Origin of the sequence: Galactobacter sp. (assembly GCF_022712295.1) — a bacterium.
Lineage (GTDB): Bacteria > Actinomycetota > Actinomycetes > Actinomycetales > Micrococcaceae > Galactobacter.
In genome coordinates this window covers 14,370-28,363 of the sequence record NZ_JALAGT010000121.1, presented here as the reverse complement: position 1 = coordinate 28,363, position 13,994 = coordinate 14,370, and the positions used below count along the sequence as shown (strand labels likewise).

16 protein-coding genes and 1 riboswitch are annotated in these 13,994 nt (G+C 67.4%); of the genes, 10 read left to right on the top strand and 6 right to left on the bottom strand.

Annotation, left to right across the window (positions count from 1 at the left end; translation table 11 throughout):
* Together Q0A15_RS09335 and Q0A15_RS09330 are read left to right on the top strand one after the other, a co-directional pair.
* The coding region (locus Q0A15_RS09335) for a phosphotransferase (protein ID WP_291279255.1) at positions 1-556 on the top strand (556 nt) is incomplete at its 5' end.
* Between the two features lie 141 nt (positions 557-697).
* Positions 698-1,090 (top strand): helix-turn-helix domain-containing protein, encoded by a 393-nt coding sequence (locus tag Q0A15_RS09330; protein WP_291279254.1) that lies wholly within the window; start codon positions 698-700, stop codon positions 1,088-1,090.
* 64 nt (positions 1,091-1,154) lie between these two features.
* On the opposite strand, the gene Q0A15_RS09325 is transcribed toward Q0A15_RS09330, so the two are convergent.
* Both Q0A15_RS09325 and Q0A15_RS09320 read right to left on the bottom strand, forming a co-directional pair.
* Entirely contained in the window at positions 1,155-1,796 is a 642-nt protein-coding gene (locus Q0A15_RS09325) for an ATP-dependent Clp protease proteolytic subunit (protein ID WP_291279253.1), read from the bottom strand.
* On the bottom strand, positions 1,793-2,476 hold the full coding sequence (locus tag Q0A15_RS09320; protein WP_291279252.1) for a ClpP family protease: 684 nt from the start codon (positions 2,474-2,476) through the stop codon (positions 1,793-1,795). The genes Q0A15_RS09325 and Q0A15_RS09320 overlap by 4 nt, the downstream gene beginning before the upstream one ends.
* A 147-nt stretch (positions 2,477-2,623) precedes the next feature.
* Between Q0A15_RS09320 and tpx the strand changes: the two genes are divergently transcribed.
* Positions 2,624-3,121, top strand: a complete 498-nt coding sequence (gene tpx / locus Q0A15_RS09315) for a thiol peroxidase (RefSeq protein WP_291279251.1) — start codon at positions 2,624-2,626, stop codon at positions 3,119-3,121.
* Positions 3,122-3,309: 188 nt separating this feature from the next.
* Here tpx and Q0A15_RS09310 read toward each other — a convergent pair whose 3' ends face one another.
* Positions 3,310-4,185: an aminoglycoside phosphotransferase family protein gene (locus Q0A15_RS09310; protein WP_291279250.1), complete on the bottom strand. Its 876-nt coding sequence runs from the start codon at positions 4,183-4,185 to the stop codon at positions 3,310-3,312.
* A 170-nt stretch (positions 4,186-4,355) separates the two neighbouring features.
* Between Q0A15_RS09310 and Q0A15_RS09305 the strand changes: the two genes are divergently transcribed.
* Complete coding sequence (locus Q0A15_RS09305) at positions 4,356-5,123, top strand: CPBP family intramembrane glutamic endopeptidase (protein WP_291279249.1); 768 nt, start codon at positions 4,356-4,358, stop codon at positions 5,121-5,123.
* A gap of 83 nt (positions 5,124-5,206) precedes the next feature.
* Here Q0A15_RS09305 and Q0A15_RS09300 read toward each other — a convergent pair whose 3' ends face one another.
* Entirely contained in the window at positions 5,207-5,869 is a 663-nt protein-coding gene (locus Q0A15_RS09300; protein WP_291279248.1) for a VOC family protein, read from the bottom strand.
* Between the two features lie 138 nt (positions 5,870-6,007).
* Positions 6,008-6,125, top strand: a riboswitch (SAM riboswitch).
* 96 nt (positions 6,126-6,221) lie between these two features.
* Between Q0A15_RS09300 and Q0A15_RS09295 the strand changes: the two genes are divergently transcribed.
* The 4 genes from Q0A15_RS09295 (at position 6,222) to Q0A15_RS09280 (ending at position 10,525) form a co-directional block, all read left to right on the top strand.
* Positions 6,222-7,568 (top strand): bifunctional o-acetylhomoserine/o-acetylserine sulfhydrylase, encoded by a 1,347-nt coding sequence (locus Q0A15_RS09295; protein WP_291279247.1) that lies wholly within the window; start codon positions 6,222-6,224, stop codon positions 7,566-7,568.
* A 17-nt stretch (positions 7,569-7,585) separates the two neighbouring features.
* A complete protein-coding gene (locus Q0A15_RS09290) occupies positions 7,586-8,698 on the top strand; it encodes a homoserine O-acetyltransferase (protein ID WP_291279257.1) in 1,113 nt (370 codons plus the stop codon).
* Positions 8,699-8,793: 95 nt separating this feature from the next.
* Positions 8,794-9,954 carry an iron-containing alcohol dehydrogenase gene (locus Q0A15_RS09285; RefSeq protein ID WP_291279246.1) on the top strand — a complete coding sequence of 387 codons (1,161 nt, stop codon included), beginning with the start codon at positions 8,794-8,796 and terminating at the stop codon, positions 9,952-9,954.
* A gap of 37 nt (positions 9,955-9,991) precedes the next feature.
* The gene (locus Q0A15_RS09280; protein ID WP_291279245.1) at positions 9,992-10,525 is read left to right on the top strand and encodes an ATP-binding protein; all 534 of its coding nucleotides are present in this window, start codon (positions 9,992-9,994) and stop codon (positions 10,523-10,525) included.
* A gap of 48 nt (positions 10,526-10,573) precedes the next feature.
* Here the strand turns inward: Q0A15_RS09280 and Q0A15_RS09275 are convergent, their stop codons facing one another.
* The gene (locus Q0A15_RS09275; RefSeq protein WP_367273379.1) at positions 10,574-11,407 is read right to left on the bottom strand and encodes an SGNH/GDSL hydrolase family protein; all 834 of its coding nucleotides are present in this window, start codon (positions 11,405-11,407) and stop codon (positions 10,574-10,576) included.
* A 302-nt stretch (positions 11,408-11,709) separates the two neighbouring features.
* Here Q0A15_RS09275 and Q0A15_RS09270 point away from each other — a divergent pair, with 302 nt between their 5' ends.
* On the top strand, positions 11,710-12,381 hold the full coding sequence (locus Q0A15_RS09270) for an alpha/beta fold hydrolase (RefSeq protein WP_291279243.1): 672 nt from the start codon (positions 11,710-11,712) through the stop codon (positions 12,379-12,381).
* Between the two features lie 119 nt (positions 12,382-12,500).
* Here Q0A15_RS09270 and Q0A15_RS09265 read toward each other — a convergent pair whose 3' ends face one another.
* Complete coding sequence (locus tag Q0A15_RS09265; RefSeq protein WP_291279242.1) at positions 12,501-12,749, bottom strand: RNA-binding S4 domain-containing protein; 249 nt, start codon at positions 12,747-12,749, stop codon at positions 12,501-12,503.
* 58 nt (positions 12,750-12,807) lie between these two features.
* On the opposite strand from Q0A15_RS09265, the gene Q0A15_RS09260 reads away from it, so the two are divergent.
* A complete protein-coding gene (locus Q0A15_RS09260) occupies positions 12,808-13,806 on the top strand; it encodes a DMT family transporter (RefSeq protein ID WP_291279241.1) in 999 nt (332 codons plus the stop codon).
* Positions 13,807-13,994 lie beyond the last annotated feature (188 nt).

Sequence of the window (13,994 nt, the reverse complement as noted above, 5' to 3'; positions counted from 1 at the left end):
TTCCATGCCCGACGACGCGTCCCCGCCGCCCGCGGCAGCGTCGCCTACGGCGCCGCCGTCCAATCCGGTCCGAGGGGTCCCCATTGCCGCTCGTTCGCAGCTGTGGTGGCGGCGCCTCGTGGAGGCCCAGCCACTGTTGGCGCCGGGCGTCTTCACGGTTCTGGAGCGGATGATCCACACCGCGGAGGACGCGCCCGAATGGGACCGCGAGCCGGTCTGGGTCCACGGCGATCCGCACCTGCTCAACGTGCTGGCGGAGGCCGCCCCCACGCCGTCGGGCATGGGGGAGGAGCGCGCAGCGCGCCTGACGGGCATCGTGGACCTGGGCGACGTCACGGTGGGTGACCCGGCCAGCGACCTCGCCGAGGCCATGCGGCACTTCACGCCGACAGGCGTCGAGACGTTCCGGAAGGTCTACGAGGCTCACGCCGAGCACAGCGATCAGGCGCTGTGGGACAGAGCCCAAGGCTGGAGCGTCCACCTGCTGCTGATCTCCCTGACCCACCAGGACGCGCTGGGTCAAGCCGCGCGTGAGGCACTGGCCCGACTGGTCTGATCCGCGTGTGTCGTGGTTCCGCGCGGTTCGTGAATCGGCCGGCCTGATGAATCTGCGTGGGTGGTGAATCGGCGGGGGTGATGAATCTGCTCAGAGCGGATCGGGCTGACGCGGGGACACTCAAGAGGTCAGGCTGGTGGCATGAACACCGGTAGAGACACCCAAGCCCGCCCGCTGCTGTGGAGGGAGGCGGTCGGCGCCGTGCTGCGTCGGGTCCGGCTGCGGCAGCGGCTGCGCCTCGTGGACGTGGCCGAGCGAGCAGGGGTGTCCGCCCAATACCTTTCCGAGATGGAACGCGGCATGAAGGACCCGTCCTCGGAGATGCTGGCGGCGACCGCAGGCGCCCTGGGGCTCGGAGTGGGCGAGCTGGCCCGGCTGGCGTCGGACGTCTTGGTACGTTCCGGGACTCGAGTGTCTCAGGGCCAGAAGCTCTTGGTGCTCGATTCCAGTGTTTCACGCGCCGGAGCGGCGGCCACGTCGGTAGGCACCCGGGTCTCTGCCGGAACCCGGGACGCCTTCCTGCTGGCGGCCTGACCGCCGAAGGGCCCAGACCGCCCGGGCCCCGAACTGTCGGGTCTTGGACTCTCGGGCCCTGGACTCAGGCGGGGACGGCTGCCGTCCCCGTCGTCATCGCACCGGTGTCCGGCTCACGCGAGGCGATCACCAGGTCCGCCACGCCGAAGTCCACAGCAGCCTGACCGGGAAGAACCAACGTCCGGTCGGTTGCGGTGCGGATCTGTTGGGGTGTGTGCCCGGAAGCGGCAGCGAGGAGCTCCTCCACGACGCCGCGCACTCTCAGAACCTCCTCGGCCTCCGGGATGAGATCGGGGATGGCCCTCCGTCCGGATTCCGCGGCGACCTGCTGCAGCACCACCCTGGCATGCGGCAGCACCATGCGGTGGCCCGGCTCTGCGCCGGCCAGCAGGAGTGCCGAAGCGCCCACGGCCTGACCCACCACGGTCGCGGTGACGGGACAACGGATGAAACTCATGGTGTCGTGGATGGCCAGCGCCGAGAACTCGTCGGCCCCGGAGGAATTGAGGACCAGGTCCACCGGGGTCTGCGGCGACTCGTTCTCCAGGTGCAGCAGCTGGGCGATCACGCTGGTGGCCACCCCCTCATCGATCGGCGTGCCGATCACGACGATCCGGTCGGAGACCAGCCGGGAGAAGACGTCCGCGACGCGCTCACCGCCCGTGGGCGTGCGCTCGATGACGTTGGGGATCGTGTAGCTGCTCATGCCTGGTCCTCCGTGGCTGTCTGGTCCGCCTGCGCTGTTGGGCGCTTCTGAGTTGATCGGTCCGTTTGGGGCGAGGGACCGAGCCGTCGAGGCTCGATCACGCTGAGCACCGCATCCAGGTTCTGGACGATGTGATCCACGAAGCCGTAGTCCTTGGCCTCGTCGGCCTCGAAGATGCGGTCGCGTTGTGAGTCCGCGGTGATGCGTTCGACGCTCTGCCCTGTGTGCACGGCGATGAGCCCGAGGACCACGTCCCGATTGCGGCGCATGTGCTCGGCCTGCAGGGAGATGTCCACGGCGGACCCTCCGAAACCGGAGGACCCCTGATGCAGCAGCACCGTCGCATGCGGCAGGGCGAAGCGCTTGCCGGGCGTGCCTGCAGAGAGCAGGAACTGACCGGCGGAGTATGCCATGCCGAGAGCCACGGTGCGCACGTCATTGGGGATGAGCGCCATGGTGTCGGCGATGGCGAGCATGCCTGGAACCGATCCGCCGGGGGAGTTGATCATCAACACGATGTCGGAGTCGGCGTCCTGCTGGGAAAGCAGCGTCAGCTGGGAGATGAGCAGGGACGTGTTGTCGTCCTCGAGCGCGCGGTCCAAGAGGATGATGCGTCGTGCGGCGAGTTCCGTGGCGGTGGCCGCGGCGAGGGCCGGTGGTGGGGCTGGTGCTTGAGTCATGGCGTTGAGCATTCCGCCGCGGCGGCCCGAGATGAAGCGGGCGCCGCCGTGAGCGGATCAGCTCACGGCGGCGCTGAGCAGCGGCTGTTCGCCCTGGGCGTTTCCAGCACGGACGTGTCGGGACATCGTGCATGCAAGGATGGAGCCATGGCTACAACTGCATTCTCAGGTACCCCCGCCCACACCGTTGGCGAACTCCCCGCCGTAGGCTCCAAGGCCCCGGACTTCACCACGGTCAACACCGACCTCGCGGACGTCACCAACGCCGACTTCGCAGGCAAGCGCATTGTGCTGAACATCTTCCCGTCCGTGGACACCGGCGTCTGCGCCCAGAGCGTGCGTGAGTTCAACAAGCGCGCCGCCGGCCTGGACAACACCGTGGTCGTGACGGTCTCCAAGGACCTGCCCTTCGCCCTGGGCCGCTTCTGCGGTGCAGAGGGCATCGAGAACGTCATCACCACCTCCGCCTTCCGCTCCTCCTTCGGCGAGGACTACGGCGTGACGCTGCTGGATTCCCCGCTGGCCGGCGCACTGGCCCGCTCCGTGGTGATCATCGGTGAGGACGGCAACGTGATTTACACGCAGCTGGTCCCGGAGATCAAGACCGAGCCCGACTACGACGCCGCGGTGGCCGCGCTGTCCTGACCCTCATCCCGGCCGCAGCGGTGGCTGCGCCGCCCCGACCCTCGTCCTGGCCGCAGCGATCTGTTGAGGTCGTCTGCACGGAGCCGGGTTTACACCATGGAGCCGGTGGGGCACTGGCTGCACGGTGGAAACCCGGCTCTTTGGCGTCCGGGCCTGCGGGCCGGGCCAAAGTGCACGCCCGCCAACCTCTACAGCCTTCCGGCCGCCGTTGACGCCATCTCCAACCTCGGCAGCGTCTTACGTAGCAGGCGCGACCAACGGCGCACGGTGCCGCCTGCTGCCTGGCGCCGCGCCGCGTCATAGACCCGAATCAGGCTCAGGTGCCCCACCCACACGCCGGCGCGCGCGGCGAAGCGGCCGTTCGGAGCCACGGCGTCGATGGTCTCGGCGCCGTGCCACAACGCCAGATGGGCAAGGTTGATCGCTGGGTCCCACGCCGCAGCGTGATCCCAGTCCAGGAGTCCGGCCACGCGCTCGCCGACCCACCGCATGTTGTCCCCGGCCAGATCTCCGTGAACCAACCCGACCGCCTCGCCGTCCATGGCCGTGAGGGCGTCCCACACCGCTGCGGCATCCGAGCGTGCCGCTTCGGGAAGCGCCTGCAGCACCAGCTCGCGTTCCTCCTCGTTCCAGCGCGGCTGCCCCTCGAACGGAGGGTCCACGAGTCCCTCCCAAACGGACGTCGGCACGTGCTCCAGAACGTCCAGCACTGCTCGCAACGCCTCAGGAGCTCCGCTGCCCGGAGCATGCTGCGCACCCGGAACGTATTTCTGCCCCACCGCGCCTGCCCCAGTTCGAGACATCCGCCTCACCTCGGTGACGGGGACGGGAAGCGTCAGGGGCACGTGAGGGGCGATCGCCGTCAGGAAGTCCATGCGTCGGGGGAGTTCGTCCGCCACGTCCCGGCGTCTGGCGATGCGCACCACGACTTGTGGTTCAGCATCGCCGGGGATCAGGACGAGGTGGTCGTCGCCGCCCTCCTCGACGCGGCCGGTGATCCAGTCGGGCCCCGGCAAGAGATCGGCGGCGTCCAGGGCCTCGGCCTGGGTGGGTGTCCTGGACATGCTCTCAGCATAGGTGGGGCGTAGCTTCGGCCAGATTTCCAACTGCAGCCGAATCGGCCGGTTTCGGCTGCAGTTGAGTATCGCGCTGAAAACAGCACCCTGACAACAGAACCCCAAAAACAGAACCGAAGCACAGCTGCCATCCAGACCCGGTGGCCTAACGTTGAGGCGTGACCGACGCGCAACAGATACCGAAGCGATCCGTCCTGATCTGGGAGATCGTGATCGTCCTGGCCCTGTCGTTAGGGCGCTCGGGGGTCAACGCGCTGATCAACCTGGTGGACCTGGCCTCGCGCGGCCCCATCTCGCAAGGAACGGCCAACCTCAACGGCTCCGAGAGCCCTCGCCCGTGGATCGATCTCAGCTACCAGGTCTCCAACCTCGTGTTCGCGTTGGCACCGGTGGCCCTGGTCCTGTGGCTGCTGGCCCGCAACCCAGGCGGCAACCCCGCACGGCTGGTGGGGCTGGACGCCAAGCGACCCGGTGGCGATGCCTGGCGCGGCGTCGCCCTGTTCGCGGTGATCGGTGCAGGCACCCTGGCCATCTACACGGTGGGCAGGGCCTTGGGCATCACCACGGCCATCGAGACCAGCGGCTTGGGGGAGTACTGGTGGAGCATCCCCATCCTGTTGCTCGCCGCACTGAAGAACGGCCTGCTGGAGGAAGTGGTGGTGGTCGGCTACCTCGTCGACCGGCTGGAGCGCCTGGGCCTGCGAGTCTGGTCCATCGTCGCGCTGACCGCCGTCCTGCGCGGTTCCTATCACCTCTACCAGGGCATCGGTCCGTTCATCGGCAACGTCCTGATGGGCGTGATCTTCACGGCCGTGTACCTGCGCTACCGCCGCGTCATGCCGCTGGTCATCGCCCACTTCCTGCTGGATGCGGTGGGTTTCGTGGGCTACCCACTGCTGGCGCAGTGGTTCGGCTACGGCGGCTGACCCGCCGCGCACCCAAGGCACGACGACGACGTGCCCGGCACCCGCCGTCGGGCACCTTGGCCCCGCGGCGCCGGAGGTGCGCGTCAGATCGTGACGATGCCCCGCGGCGTCTCGAAGGTGACGGACATGAGGCCGGGGGTTCCGGCAGGATCGGTGTATTCCACGTTGAGCCCCGCCGCGGGGGACACGGCCGGGCTACCGAGCCAGTCCAGCACGCGGGAGCGGTTACCCGCGAGCTTCAGCCCGCGCAGCGAGCCCACCGGGTTCGGCAGCGCTGCGGAGGGGTGCAGCGGCAGCTTGTCGTCGTCCCACCGCAGGATGTAGGGCAACTGCGGGTCCGCGATGAGCCCCTTGATGCCGATCTGTTTCCAGGTGAGATCGCGGCCGTCCGGGAAGCGCCGGTGGCCCTTCACCGCCTTGCGGTCCAGGCGTCGCTCGAACGGTGCGAGGTCGTCAACGCGGACCACCCAGCCCATCCAACCGCCGCCCGCCTCGGAGCGCGCACGCACGGCCTGGCCAAAGGGCTCCTTCAGGCTGGCCGGATGCTCCAGCACCTCGACGACCTCCAGGAACTGGCGATTACGCAGCGGGAAGATCGCGTTCCGGGTACCGAAGGACGGGTGCACGCCGCCCTTGACGAATTCGAGGCCGAGCTCCTGCGAAATGCGTTGGGCGGTGGGGAGGAGGCCGTCGGGGCCACAGGCATAGGAAACGTGATCCAGCATCATGTAAGCCAACCATTCCATCACGGCGAACCGCTCTCCACCGAGGTTTGCCTAACGGAAATTGCAACGCATATTCGGCAGGCCTCAGGCGCGTGGGGATGCAGCGTTGACGTCATCCGGCTTGCATCACGCGGCCCGGACCGATCACACTTGGATCTAGGTCATGAGTGCCAGCATCGAGCCCCGGCTTGCTGGCCGGCAACCCTCCCTCCGCGGCGGGGTGCCCCGGGTGAAGACCTGGTTCTGTGCGGATCCTCGCATGGAGCAAGCGCGGGAGCACGCACCTGAGCCCTCCGCAGGCGAAACCCATGTGGGCGCCCGGCGGCGAAGGGAACAGGGCAGCTGCCCCATGAACAGAAAGACAGAGCTGTCCATGAGTGACCAGAGTGACCAGAAGTTCGAGACCAGACAGATCCACGCGGGCCAGGTCCCCGATCCCACCACCGGCGCCCGGGCGCTGCCGATCTACCAGACCACGTCCTTCGTGTTCGACGACACGGATCAGGCCGCCAATCGCTTCGCCTTGAGCGACCTCGGCCCCATCTATACCCGCATCACCAACCCCACCACGGAGGTGGTGGAGAACCGGATCGCTGACCTGGAGGGCGGCGTGGGCGCCCTGCTGCTGGCCTCCGGGCAGGCTGCGACCACGTTCGCGCTGCTCAACGTCGCGGAGGCCGGCGACCACATCGTTGCCTCCCCGTCGCTGTACGGCGGCACGCAGAACCTGCTGAAGAACACGCTGACCAAGTACGGTCTCGAGGTCAGCTTCGTGGAGGACCCCGACGATCTGGAGCAGTGGCGAGCCGCCATCCGCCCCAACACCAAGGCGCTCTTCGGCGAGGTGGTCTCCAATCCACGCCAGGACATCCTGGACGTCGAGGGCGTCGCGACCGTGGCCCACGAGTCGGGTATCCCGCTGATCGTGGACAACACCCTGGCCACCCCGTACCTGATCCGCCCCATCGAGTGGGGTGCGGATGTTGTGGTCCATTCCGCCACCAAGTACCTGGGAGGCCATGGCACGGCGATTGCCGGCGTGATCGTGGATTCCGGCAACTTCGATTACGCCAAGGACCCGGAGAAGTTCCCCGGATTCAACACCCCGGACGAGTCCTACAACGGGTTGGTCTATGCGCGCGACCTTGGCGTCGGATCCCCGCTCGGCGCCAATCTGGCCTACATCCTCAAGGCTCGTGTGCAATTGCTCCGTGATCTGGGTTCCTCCGTGTCCCCGTTCAACGCCTTCCTGATCAGCCAGGGCATCGAGACGCTGTCGCTGCGCATCGAGCGGCACGTTTCCAACGCCCTCGCCGTGGCCAAGTATCTCGAGGCCAAGCCTCAGGTCTCCTCCGTGGCCTACGCGGGCCTGGAGTCCAGCCCCTGGTACGAGCGTGGCCGCAAGTACGGCCCCAAGGGCATCGGAGCTGTCATCGCGTTCACGTTGGATGGCGGCGCCGATGCTGCGGCCGCCTTCGTGAACGCGCTGGAACTGCATTCGCTTCTGGCCAACATCGGTGACGTCCGTTCCCTGGTGGTTCACCCGTGGACCACCACGCATGCTCAGCTCTCGGAGGCGGAGAAGTATGCCGCAGGCGTGCAGCCGGGGCTGGTGCGTCTGGCGGTCGGAATTGAGCACATCGACGACATCGTCAGCGACCTGGAGAAGGGCTTCTCCGCCTACGCTGCAAAGACTTCAGAGGAGTCCACGAACTCTTGAGCACTGACACGAGCGCTGTGCCTGGCCAGGCCACGGCTTCCGCTGACGGGACGCCGCGGCAGATCGTCATTGGCGGCCTGGATTTGGAAACCGGCGGTCATCTCCCTGAGGTGACCCTCGGTTTCCAGACGTGGGGTGAGCCCAATGCTGACGGCAGCAATGCCGTGCTGGTCCTGCACGCGCTCACGGGCGATCCGCATGTGGGTGACGGACCGTCGGACACCGATGGTTGGTGGCGCGAACTCGTGGGGCCGGGCAAGGTCATCGACCCGGCCGATTGGTTCGTGGTGGCGCCTGCGGCGCTGGGTGGCTGCTGCGGAAGTACCGGTCCGGCTTCGGTGGCGCCCGACGGCGACCCGTGGGGTTCGCGGTTCCCGTTCGTCACCGTCCGCGACATGGTCGCCGCAGAGCAAGCGCTGCTGCCCGAGTTGGGGATCACGGCCTGGCACGCGGTGGTGGGCGGTTCCATGGGTGGTGCCCGTGCCCTCGAGTGGGCCGCCATGCGGCCGGACGCCGTGCGCCACTGCATCGTCATGGCCTCCTGCGCGGCCACCACGGCGGAGCAGATCGCCTTCACCCAGGCGCAGACCGCGGCCATCCGGCTGGATCCGGAGTTCCGCGGCGGTGACTACTACGGCCACGGCGCCGGCCCCGTTCAGGGGTTGGGTATCGCGCGCAGGATCGCCCATCTCTCCTACCGCTCCGAGGCGGAACTGGGCATGCGCTTCGGCCGAGACCCGCAAGGCGACGAGGACCCCTTCGGGTCCAACTCCCGCGACGGGCGGGGGCGTTATGCGGTGGAGTCCTACTTGGATCACCAGGCCAACAAGCTCTCGGGACGCTTCGACGCCAACGCGTATCTGACCATCGCCGAGGCACTCATGAGCCACGACGTGGGCCGCGGGCGTGGGGGAGTGGAGGCCGCGCTTGGCCAGCTGACCGCTGTGAAGTTCTTCATCGCCTGCGTGGATTCCGATCGGCTCTACTTCCCCGAACAGTCCGAACGGATGGCGGCGGCACTGCCCGGTGACGTGGCCGTGCACTACATCCATTCCGAGATCGGCCATGACGGTTTCCTGACCTCTGCACACCTGTTGGAGCAGCAGCTGCGTGACGAGGTGTTCCACTGAGGCACGCCCGCTTCCTGGCGTGATCGGGCCCACATGAGGCAAGGTGGGTTGTAGCCCCGAACAACGCTTGTAGGGGAACAGTGAAAGGAACCGTCGTGACCTACTCCGTGTCCGTCCCACCTCGCCTCGTCATCGGCGGAGGCTCGCTCGACTCCATCGGTGAGGTGGTCAGCGGCCTCGGGGCCTCCCGCCCGCTCGTCGTCACGGACGGCTTCCTTGCGGGCAACGGCGTGGCCGATCGGGTCAAGGACATCCTGGCCTCGGCCGGCCTGGCCGCCGAGGTCTTCTCGGGCACCGTCCCTGACCCCACCTCGGTATCCCTCGATGCAGGCGTCGCCGCTGTCAAGGACCACGACGCCGACGCCGTCATCGGACTGGGCGGCGGCAGCCCCATCGACACGGCCAAGGCGCTCGCCGTTCTGTCCGTGCGTGGCGGCTCCATGCACGATCTCAAGGCACCCGTGAAGTACGACGGCCCCGCACTGCCCGTCATCGCGGTCCCCACCACTGCCGGAACCGGATCCGAGGCCACTCAGGTCACCGTCATCACCGACACCGAAACCGACGAGAAGATGATGTGTGCAGGCCCCTCCTACCTGCCCAAGGCCGCGGTGGTGGACCACGAACTCACACACTCGATGCCGCGGCGGCTGACGGCGGACACCGGAATCGACGCCATGACCCATGCGGTCGAGGCCTACGTGAGCAAACAACGCCAGGGGTTCTCGGATGCGATGGCCCTGCAGGCGCTGGCCACCATCGGGACGAGCCTGCGTCGCTGCGTGGAGAATGGGACGGACGTCGAGGCGCGGGCGGCCATGATGGAGGCCGCCACCTTTGCCGGGATCGCCTTCTCCAACTCCAGCGTTGCCCTGGTCCACGCGATGAGCCGACCCATCGGAGGCCACTTCCACGTGGCCCACGGCATGGCCAACGCGATGCTCTTCCCGGCGGTCACGGAATTCTCGTTGGGAATGGACGACGACCGCTACGCGGCTTGCGCTCGGGCGCTCGGCGTCGCCGGGGCGTCGGAGACCGACGCGGACGCCGCTCGGCTCCTGGTGGACTTCCTCAAGCAGGTCAGCGCGGACTTCGACGTCCCGACCCCGGAATCTTTCGGCATCGATCGAGACGAGTGGTTCGCCAAGATCCCGCTGATGGCGCAGCAGGCCATCGCCTCGGGGTCGCCCGCCAACAATCCCAGAGTGCCCAGCGCCGAGGAGATCGAGGCGATCTACGCCAAGATCTACTCCTAGGCCGTGGTGATCTAGCCCGAGGTGATTCAGATCGGCGATGAGCGGAGCGCTGTACGCCTCGACGTCGGTGACGGAGCGTAGCCTTGGCCCGGTGACGATCAGCAGGACTCGAGAACCCCGCGTTGTGATGATGTGCGGGCCGGCCGGCGCCGGCAAGACCACCTATGCCAAGCGCTTGGAGGGCGCGGGTTGGACGCGTTTGTCGTTCGAGGTGGAGTTCTGGGAGCGCGGAATCACGACGATGCCCTCCGCCGACCTGGTCGCCGAGGTGGCAGCGGACCTGAAAGCCCGCTTGCTCCGCCATGTCGCGGCGGGGAACGATGTGGTGCTCGACTTCGGATTCTGGTTCCGGCGCCAGCGCGATGAGTACCGCACACTGCTCGCACCACAGGGCATCGAGCCGCAAACCGTGTACATCGCGACGAGTCTTGAGACCATCCTCAGCCGGGTCGGTGATCGACATGGCAGGAGGGCGGACGATTGGCCGCTCACGGTGCGGACCGCGACGGAGTACTTCGGGCGCTTCGAACCACCGACGACCGAGGAGGGACCGCTCGAGGTGGTCAGCTGAGTCGTGCGAGTCACGTCGGAGCGCACCGCGGTGGATCCGTCCAGCTACTCAGTCCTGAGGCTGCCCGTCGTGGGGCCCGTTGGCCGCGCCGAAGACGGGGGAAGGCAGCGGTCGTTTCGCGGTGACTCCGTCGCCGGAGGATACGTGCTTGATGCGCCGCCCGAACCAGGGCACCAGGTGCTCCCTGGCCCAGTGCAGGTCATCCGCACGGGCCTGCCGCCACGGCTTGGTCACGGGCGGGGCGGGTAGATCACGGTCCAGATCGTTGCTGACGTTGAGGGATTCCAGGACCAGCCGCGCGATGGTGTGGTGGCCCAACGCGGAGAAGTGCAGACGGTCCTCGGCCCACATGTCCGGGCGATGCAACTCGCGCAGCGACCAGACGTCCGCGACCACGGCACCGTGACGTCTGGCGACCGTGCGCACGTTCTCGTTGAAGATCGCCACGCGCCCGCGCAGCAGCTTCATGACCGGGGTGTCCCCGATATCCGGGCCGGCGAACAACACGATCGTGGCCCCGGTGGTCTCCAACCGGGACACCATCCGGTCCAACTGCCCGGCGAGCTTGTCCGGATCCCCACCGCGCAACACGTCGTTGCCGCCGGCGCAGAGCGTGATGAGATCGGGGTTCAGTGCCAGTGCCGGCTCGATCTGTTCGTCGTCGATCTGCTGGATTAGTCGACCGCGAATGGCGAGGTTCGCGTAGGCGAAGTCGGGGACCTGTTCGGCGAAGTGCTCAGCGACGCGATCCGCCCACCCGCGGAATCCTCCTGGAACATTTTCATCGGGATCGCCGATGCCCTCCGTGAAGGAATCGCCGATGCTGACCATGCGTCGCCACGGGGGTGTAGCCGCGTTCTCGTTCTCACTCACGCATTCCATGGTGCCACTGAAGTTACTCATCGGTTAGTCTTCCGGCCCGTGACGCCCGAATGATCATCCCTTACCGTGTGCGCGGCGCCTCAGCGCGCGTGGGAGACGCACCCGTCGCGGCCCTCCACCGTGGCTTGGTAGAAGGCGTCCATGCATCCCCCACGCCGCGAAGTCGAGCGAATGAATCGACGTAAGGCCAGTCCGGGGCGTCGAGGGAGGGGAGTGGGGCCGCTGGCTGGTGCGCGGTGACGCGGGGGACTGCTCCGGGCGTGCCACTGCCGTGCCGAGGTCCCGGATGGCAGGATGAAGCCATGAGTGAGACCTGGGAACCCTACGCCGTCGTCAACACCCCAGCAGGAGTCGACGCTGATTCGTCGCCGCTTCTGGTGCTTCTGCACGGATACGGTGCGGATGAGTTGGACCTACTACCGGTGGCGGAGATGCTCCCGCAGGATTTCACCGTGGTCTCGGTGCGCGCGCCGCTGACTCAGGGGCCCGGCTACGCCTGGTTCCCGATGGTGGCCGGCGCCGACTTCTCCTTGGAGCAGGTCAAGGAGGTGGTGGATGTGCTCGTTGAACGGTTGGAGCACCGACGTCGCACACACACCAAGGTGGTGCTGATGGGCTTCTCCCAGGGCATGGCGGTCGCCACCTCCATCTACCGGCACCGCCCCGACCTGGTGGATGCCGTGGTGGGCTGTTCAGGCTTCGCCTTCGATCCCGGGCTGGATCCGGAGCACAACTTCTTCGAGGACACCGATGAGGACGGGCTGGGAGACGTGCGCAAGCCCATGTTCTGGGGCCGCGACCCGCAGGACCCCGTCATTGCGACCGACAAGGTGGAGTACACCAACCGGTGGGCGAGGGCCAACACCAAGCTCACCAAGGTGAACTACGAGGGGATCGGCCACGGGATCGGGACCCAGGAGATCCGGCACATCGCGGAGTTCCTGGACCACGAGGTGCTTGGCGTGCAGATCTGACTGCCTTCTTGGCCCAGTCTTTCCGTCACCGCACCACGCAGAACGTGTGCGGCTGTGACGGAATGTCTGGGCGCGGGCACGGGCACGGGCACGGGTGAGCGTGAGAGCGCGCGGTGTGATCAGCCGTCCACGTCGATGCGCCAGGCTGCGTCTCCGAGGGCGATCACGTCACCTGCGTGCAGCTGGCGCCCGCGGCGGGTTTCTTCCTCGCCGTTGACGCTGACCAGGCCTTGCGAGATCACGGCCTTGGCTTCCTGGCCGTCCTCGACGGCGTTGACCAGTTTGAGCAGCTGGCCCAGGCGGATGCCGTCCTCACTGAGCAGGACGGACTCGGCGGATGCGGTTGCAGCGGAATCGAACTCTGGCATGCGTTGTAGTGTAACGAGTCGGCCTGAACGGTGTGCACAGGCGTAGGTTGGTCATTCGATGTCTGACGCACCCTCACTCAAACAACCCTCCTCGGGCCCCTCCATACCGCTTCCTCTCGGATTGCTGCTCGCGGCGGTGGCCGGCCTGGCCATCCCTGTGCAGAGCCGGGTGAACTCGGAACTCGGCGCCTCGCTGGATGACGGCCTCGCCGCTGCACTGGTCAGCTTCTCAACCGGCCTGGTCCTCATCGGCCTGATCGCGGTGATCTTCCCCGTGGGCAGGCGGTCCATGAAACAGATCCCGCAGGCCCTCCGCTCCAGAGCGTTCCCGGTCTGGTACATGCTGGCCGGCGCGATCGGCGCGTATTTCGTCCTGGCTCAGGGCATCGTGGCGGGTGTGCTCGGTGTGGCGGTTTTCACGATCGCCAATGTCACGGGTCAGTCCATCGGCTCGATCGTGGTGGACGGGACCGGATTCGGCCCTGGCGGGAAACGCCCCATCACCGGACTCCGGATCCTCGGCACGCTGCTGACGCTCGTGGCCGTGGGGTGGGCCGTGTCCCCGAAGCTGGGTGGCGCATTGGAGGACCCGTGGGCGCTGATCCTGCCCATGTTGTTGCCGTTCTCCGCCGGTATCCTCAACGGCTTCCAGACCGCGATGAACGGGCGACAGACCCACTACTACGGCACGTTCATCCCAGCGACGGTGTTCAATTTCGTGGCAGGGACCCTGATCCTGGGCGTCGCGTTCCTGATCAAACTGGGCGTGGCCGGTGCGCCCGAACCCCTGCCGACCCAGCCGCTCTTCTACGTCGGCGGCGCTTGCGGAGTCATCTTCATTTCCCTCTCCGCCTACCTTTCCAAGCACTTGGGCGTCCTGCTGACCAGCCTCGGCATGATCGCAGGGCAGCTGATCGGTTCACTCGTGCTCGACGTTGTGGTGCCGGCCCCAGGCGCCCACGTCGCCTTGGCTACGGTGCTCGGATCCCTCCTGGCGATCGTGGCCGTTTCGCTCGCGTCGATCCCCACCGACGGGAGCTTGCGCCGCCGCAAGTGATGGCAGTATCCGGAAATGCGAGCGCGGAACGTGCTCGCATTTCCGGATACTGCCAGCAGGACGGGGTGGCCGACGGCGCGGGGCGAGGCCCGCTCGCCACGGCGAGCACCGCCGTCGGGCATTGGACGTGACCGGTAGAATGGGGGCCAATGTGCGCGGACCGCAGCCGGCGGCCCGCCGACCCGTCC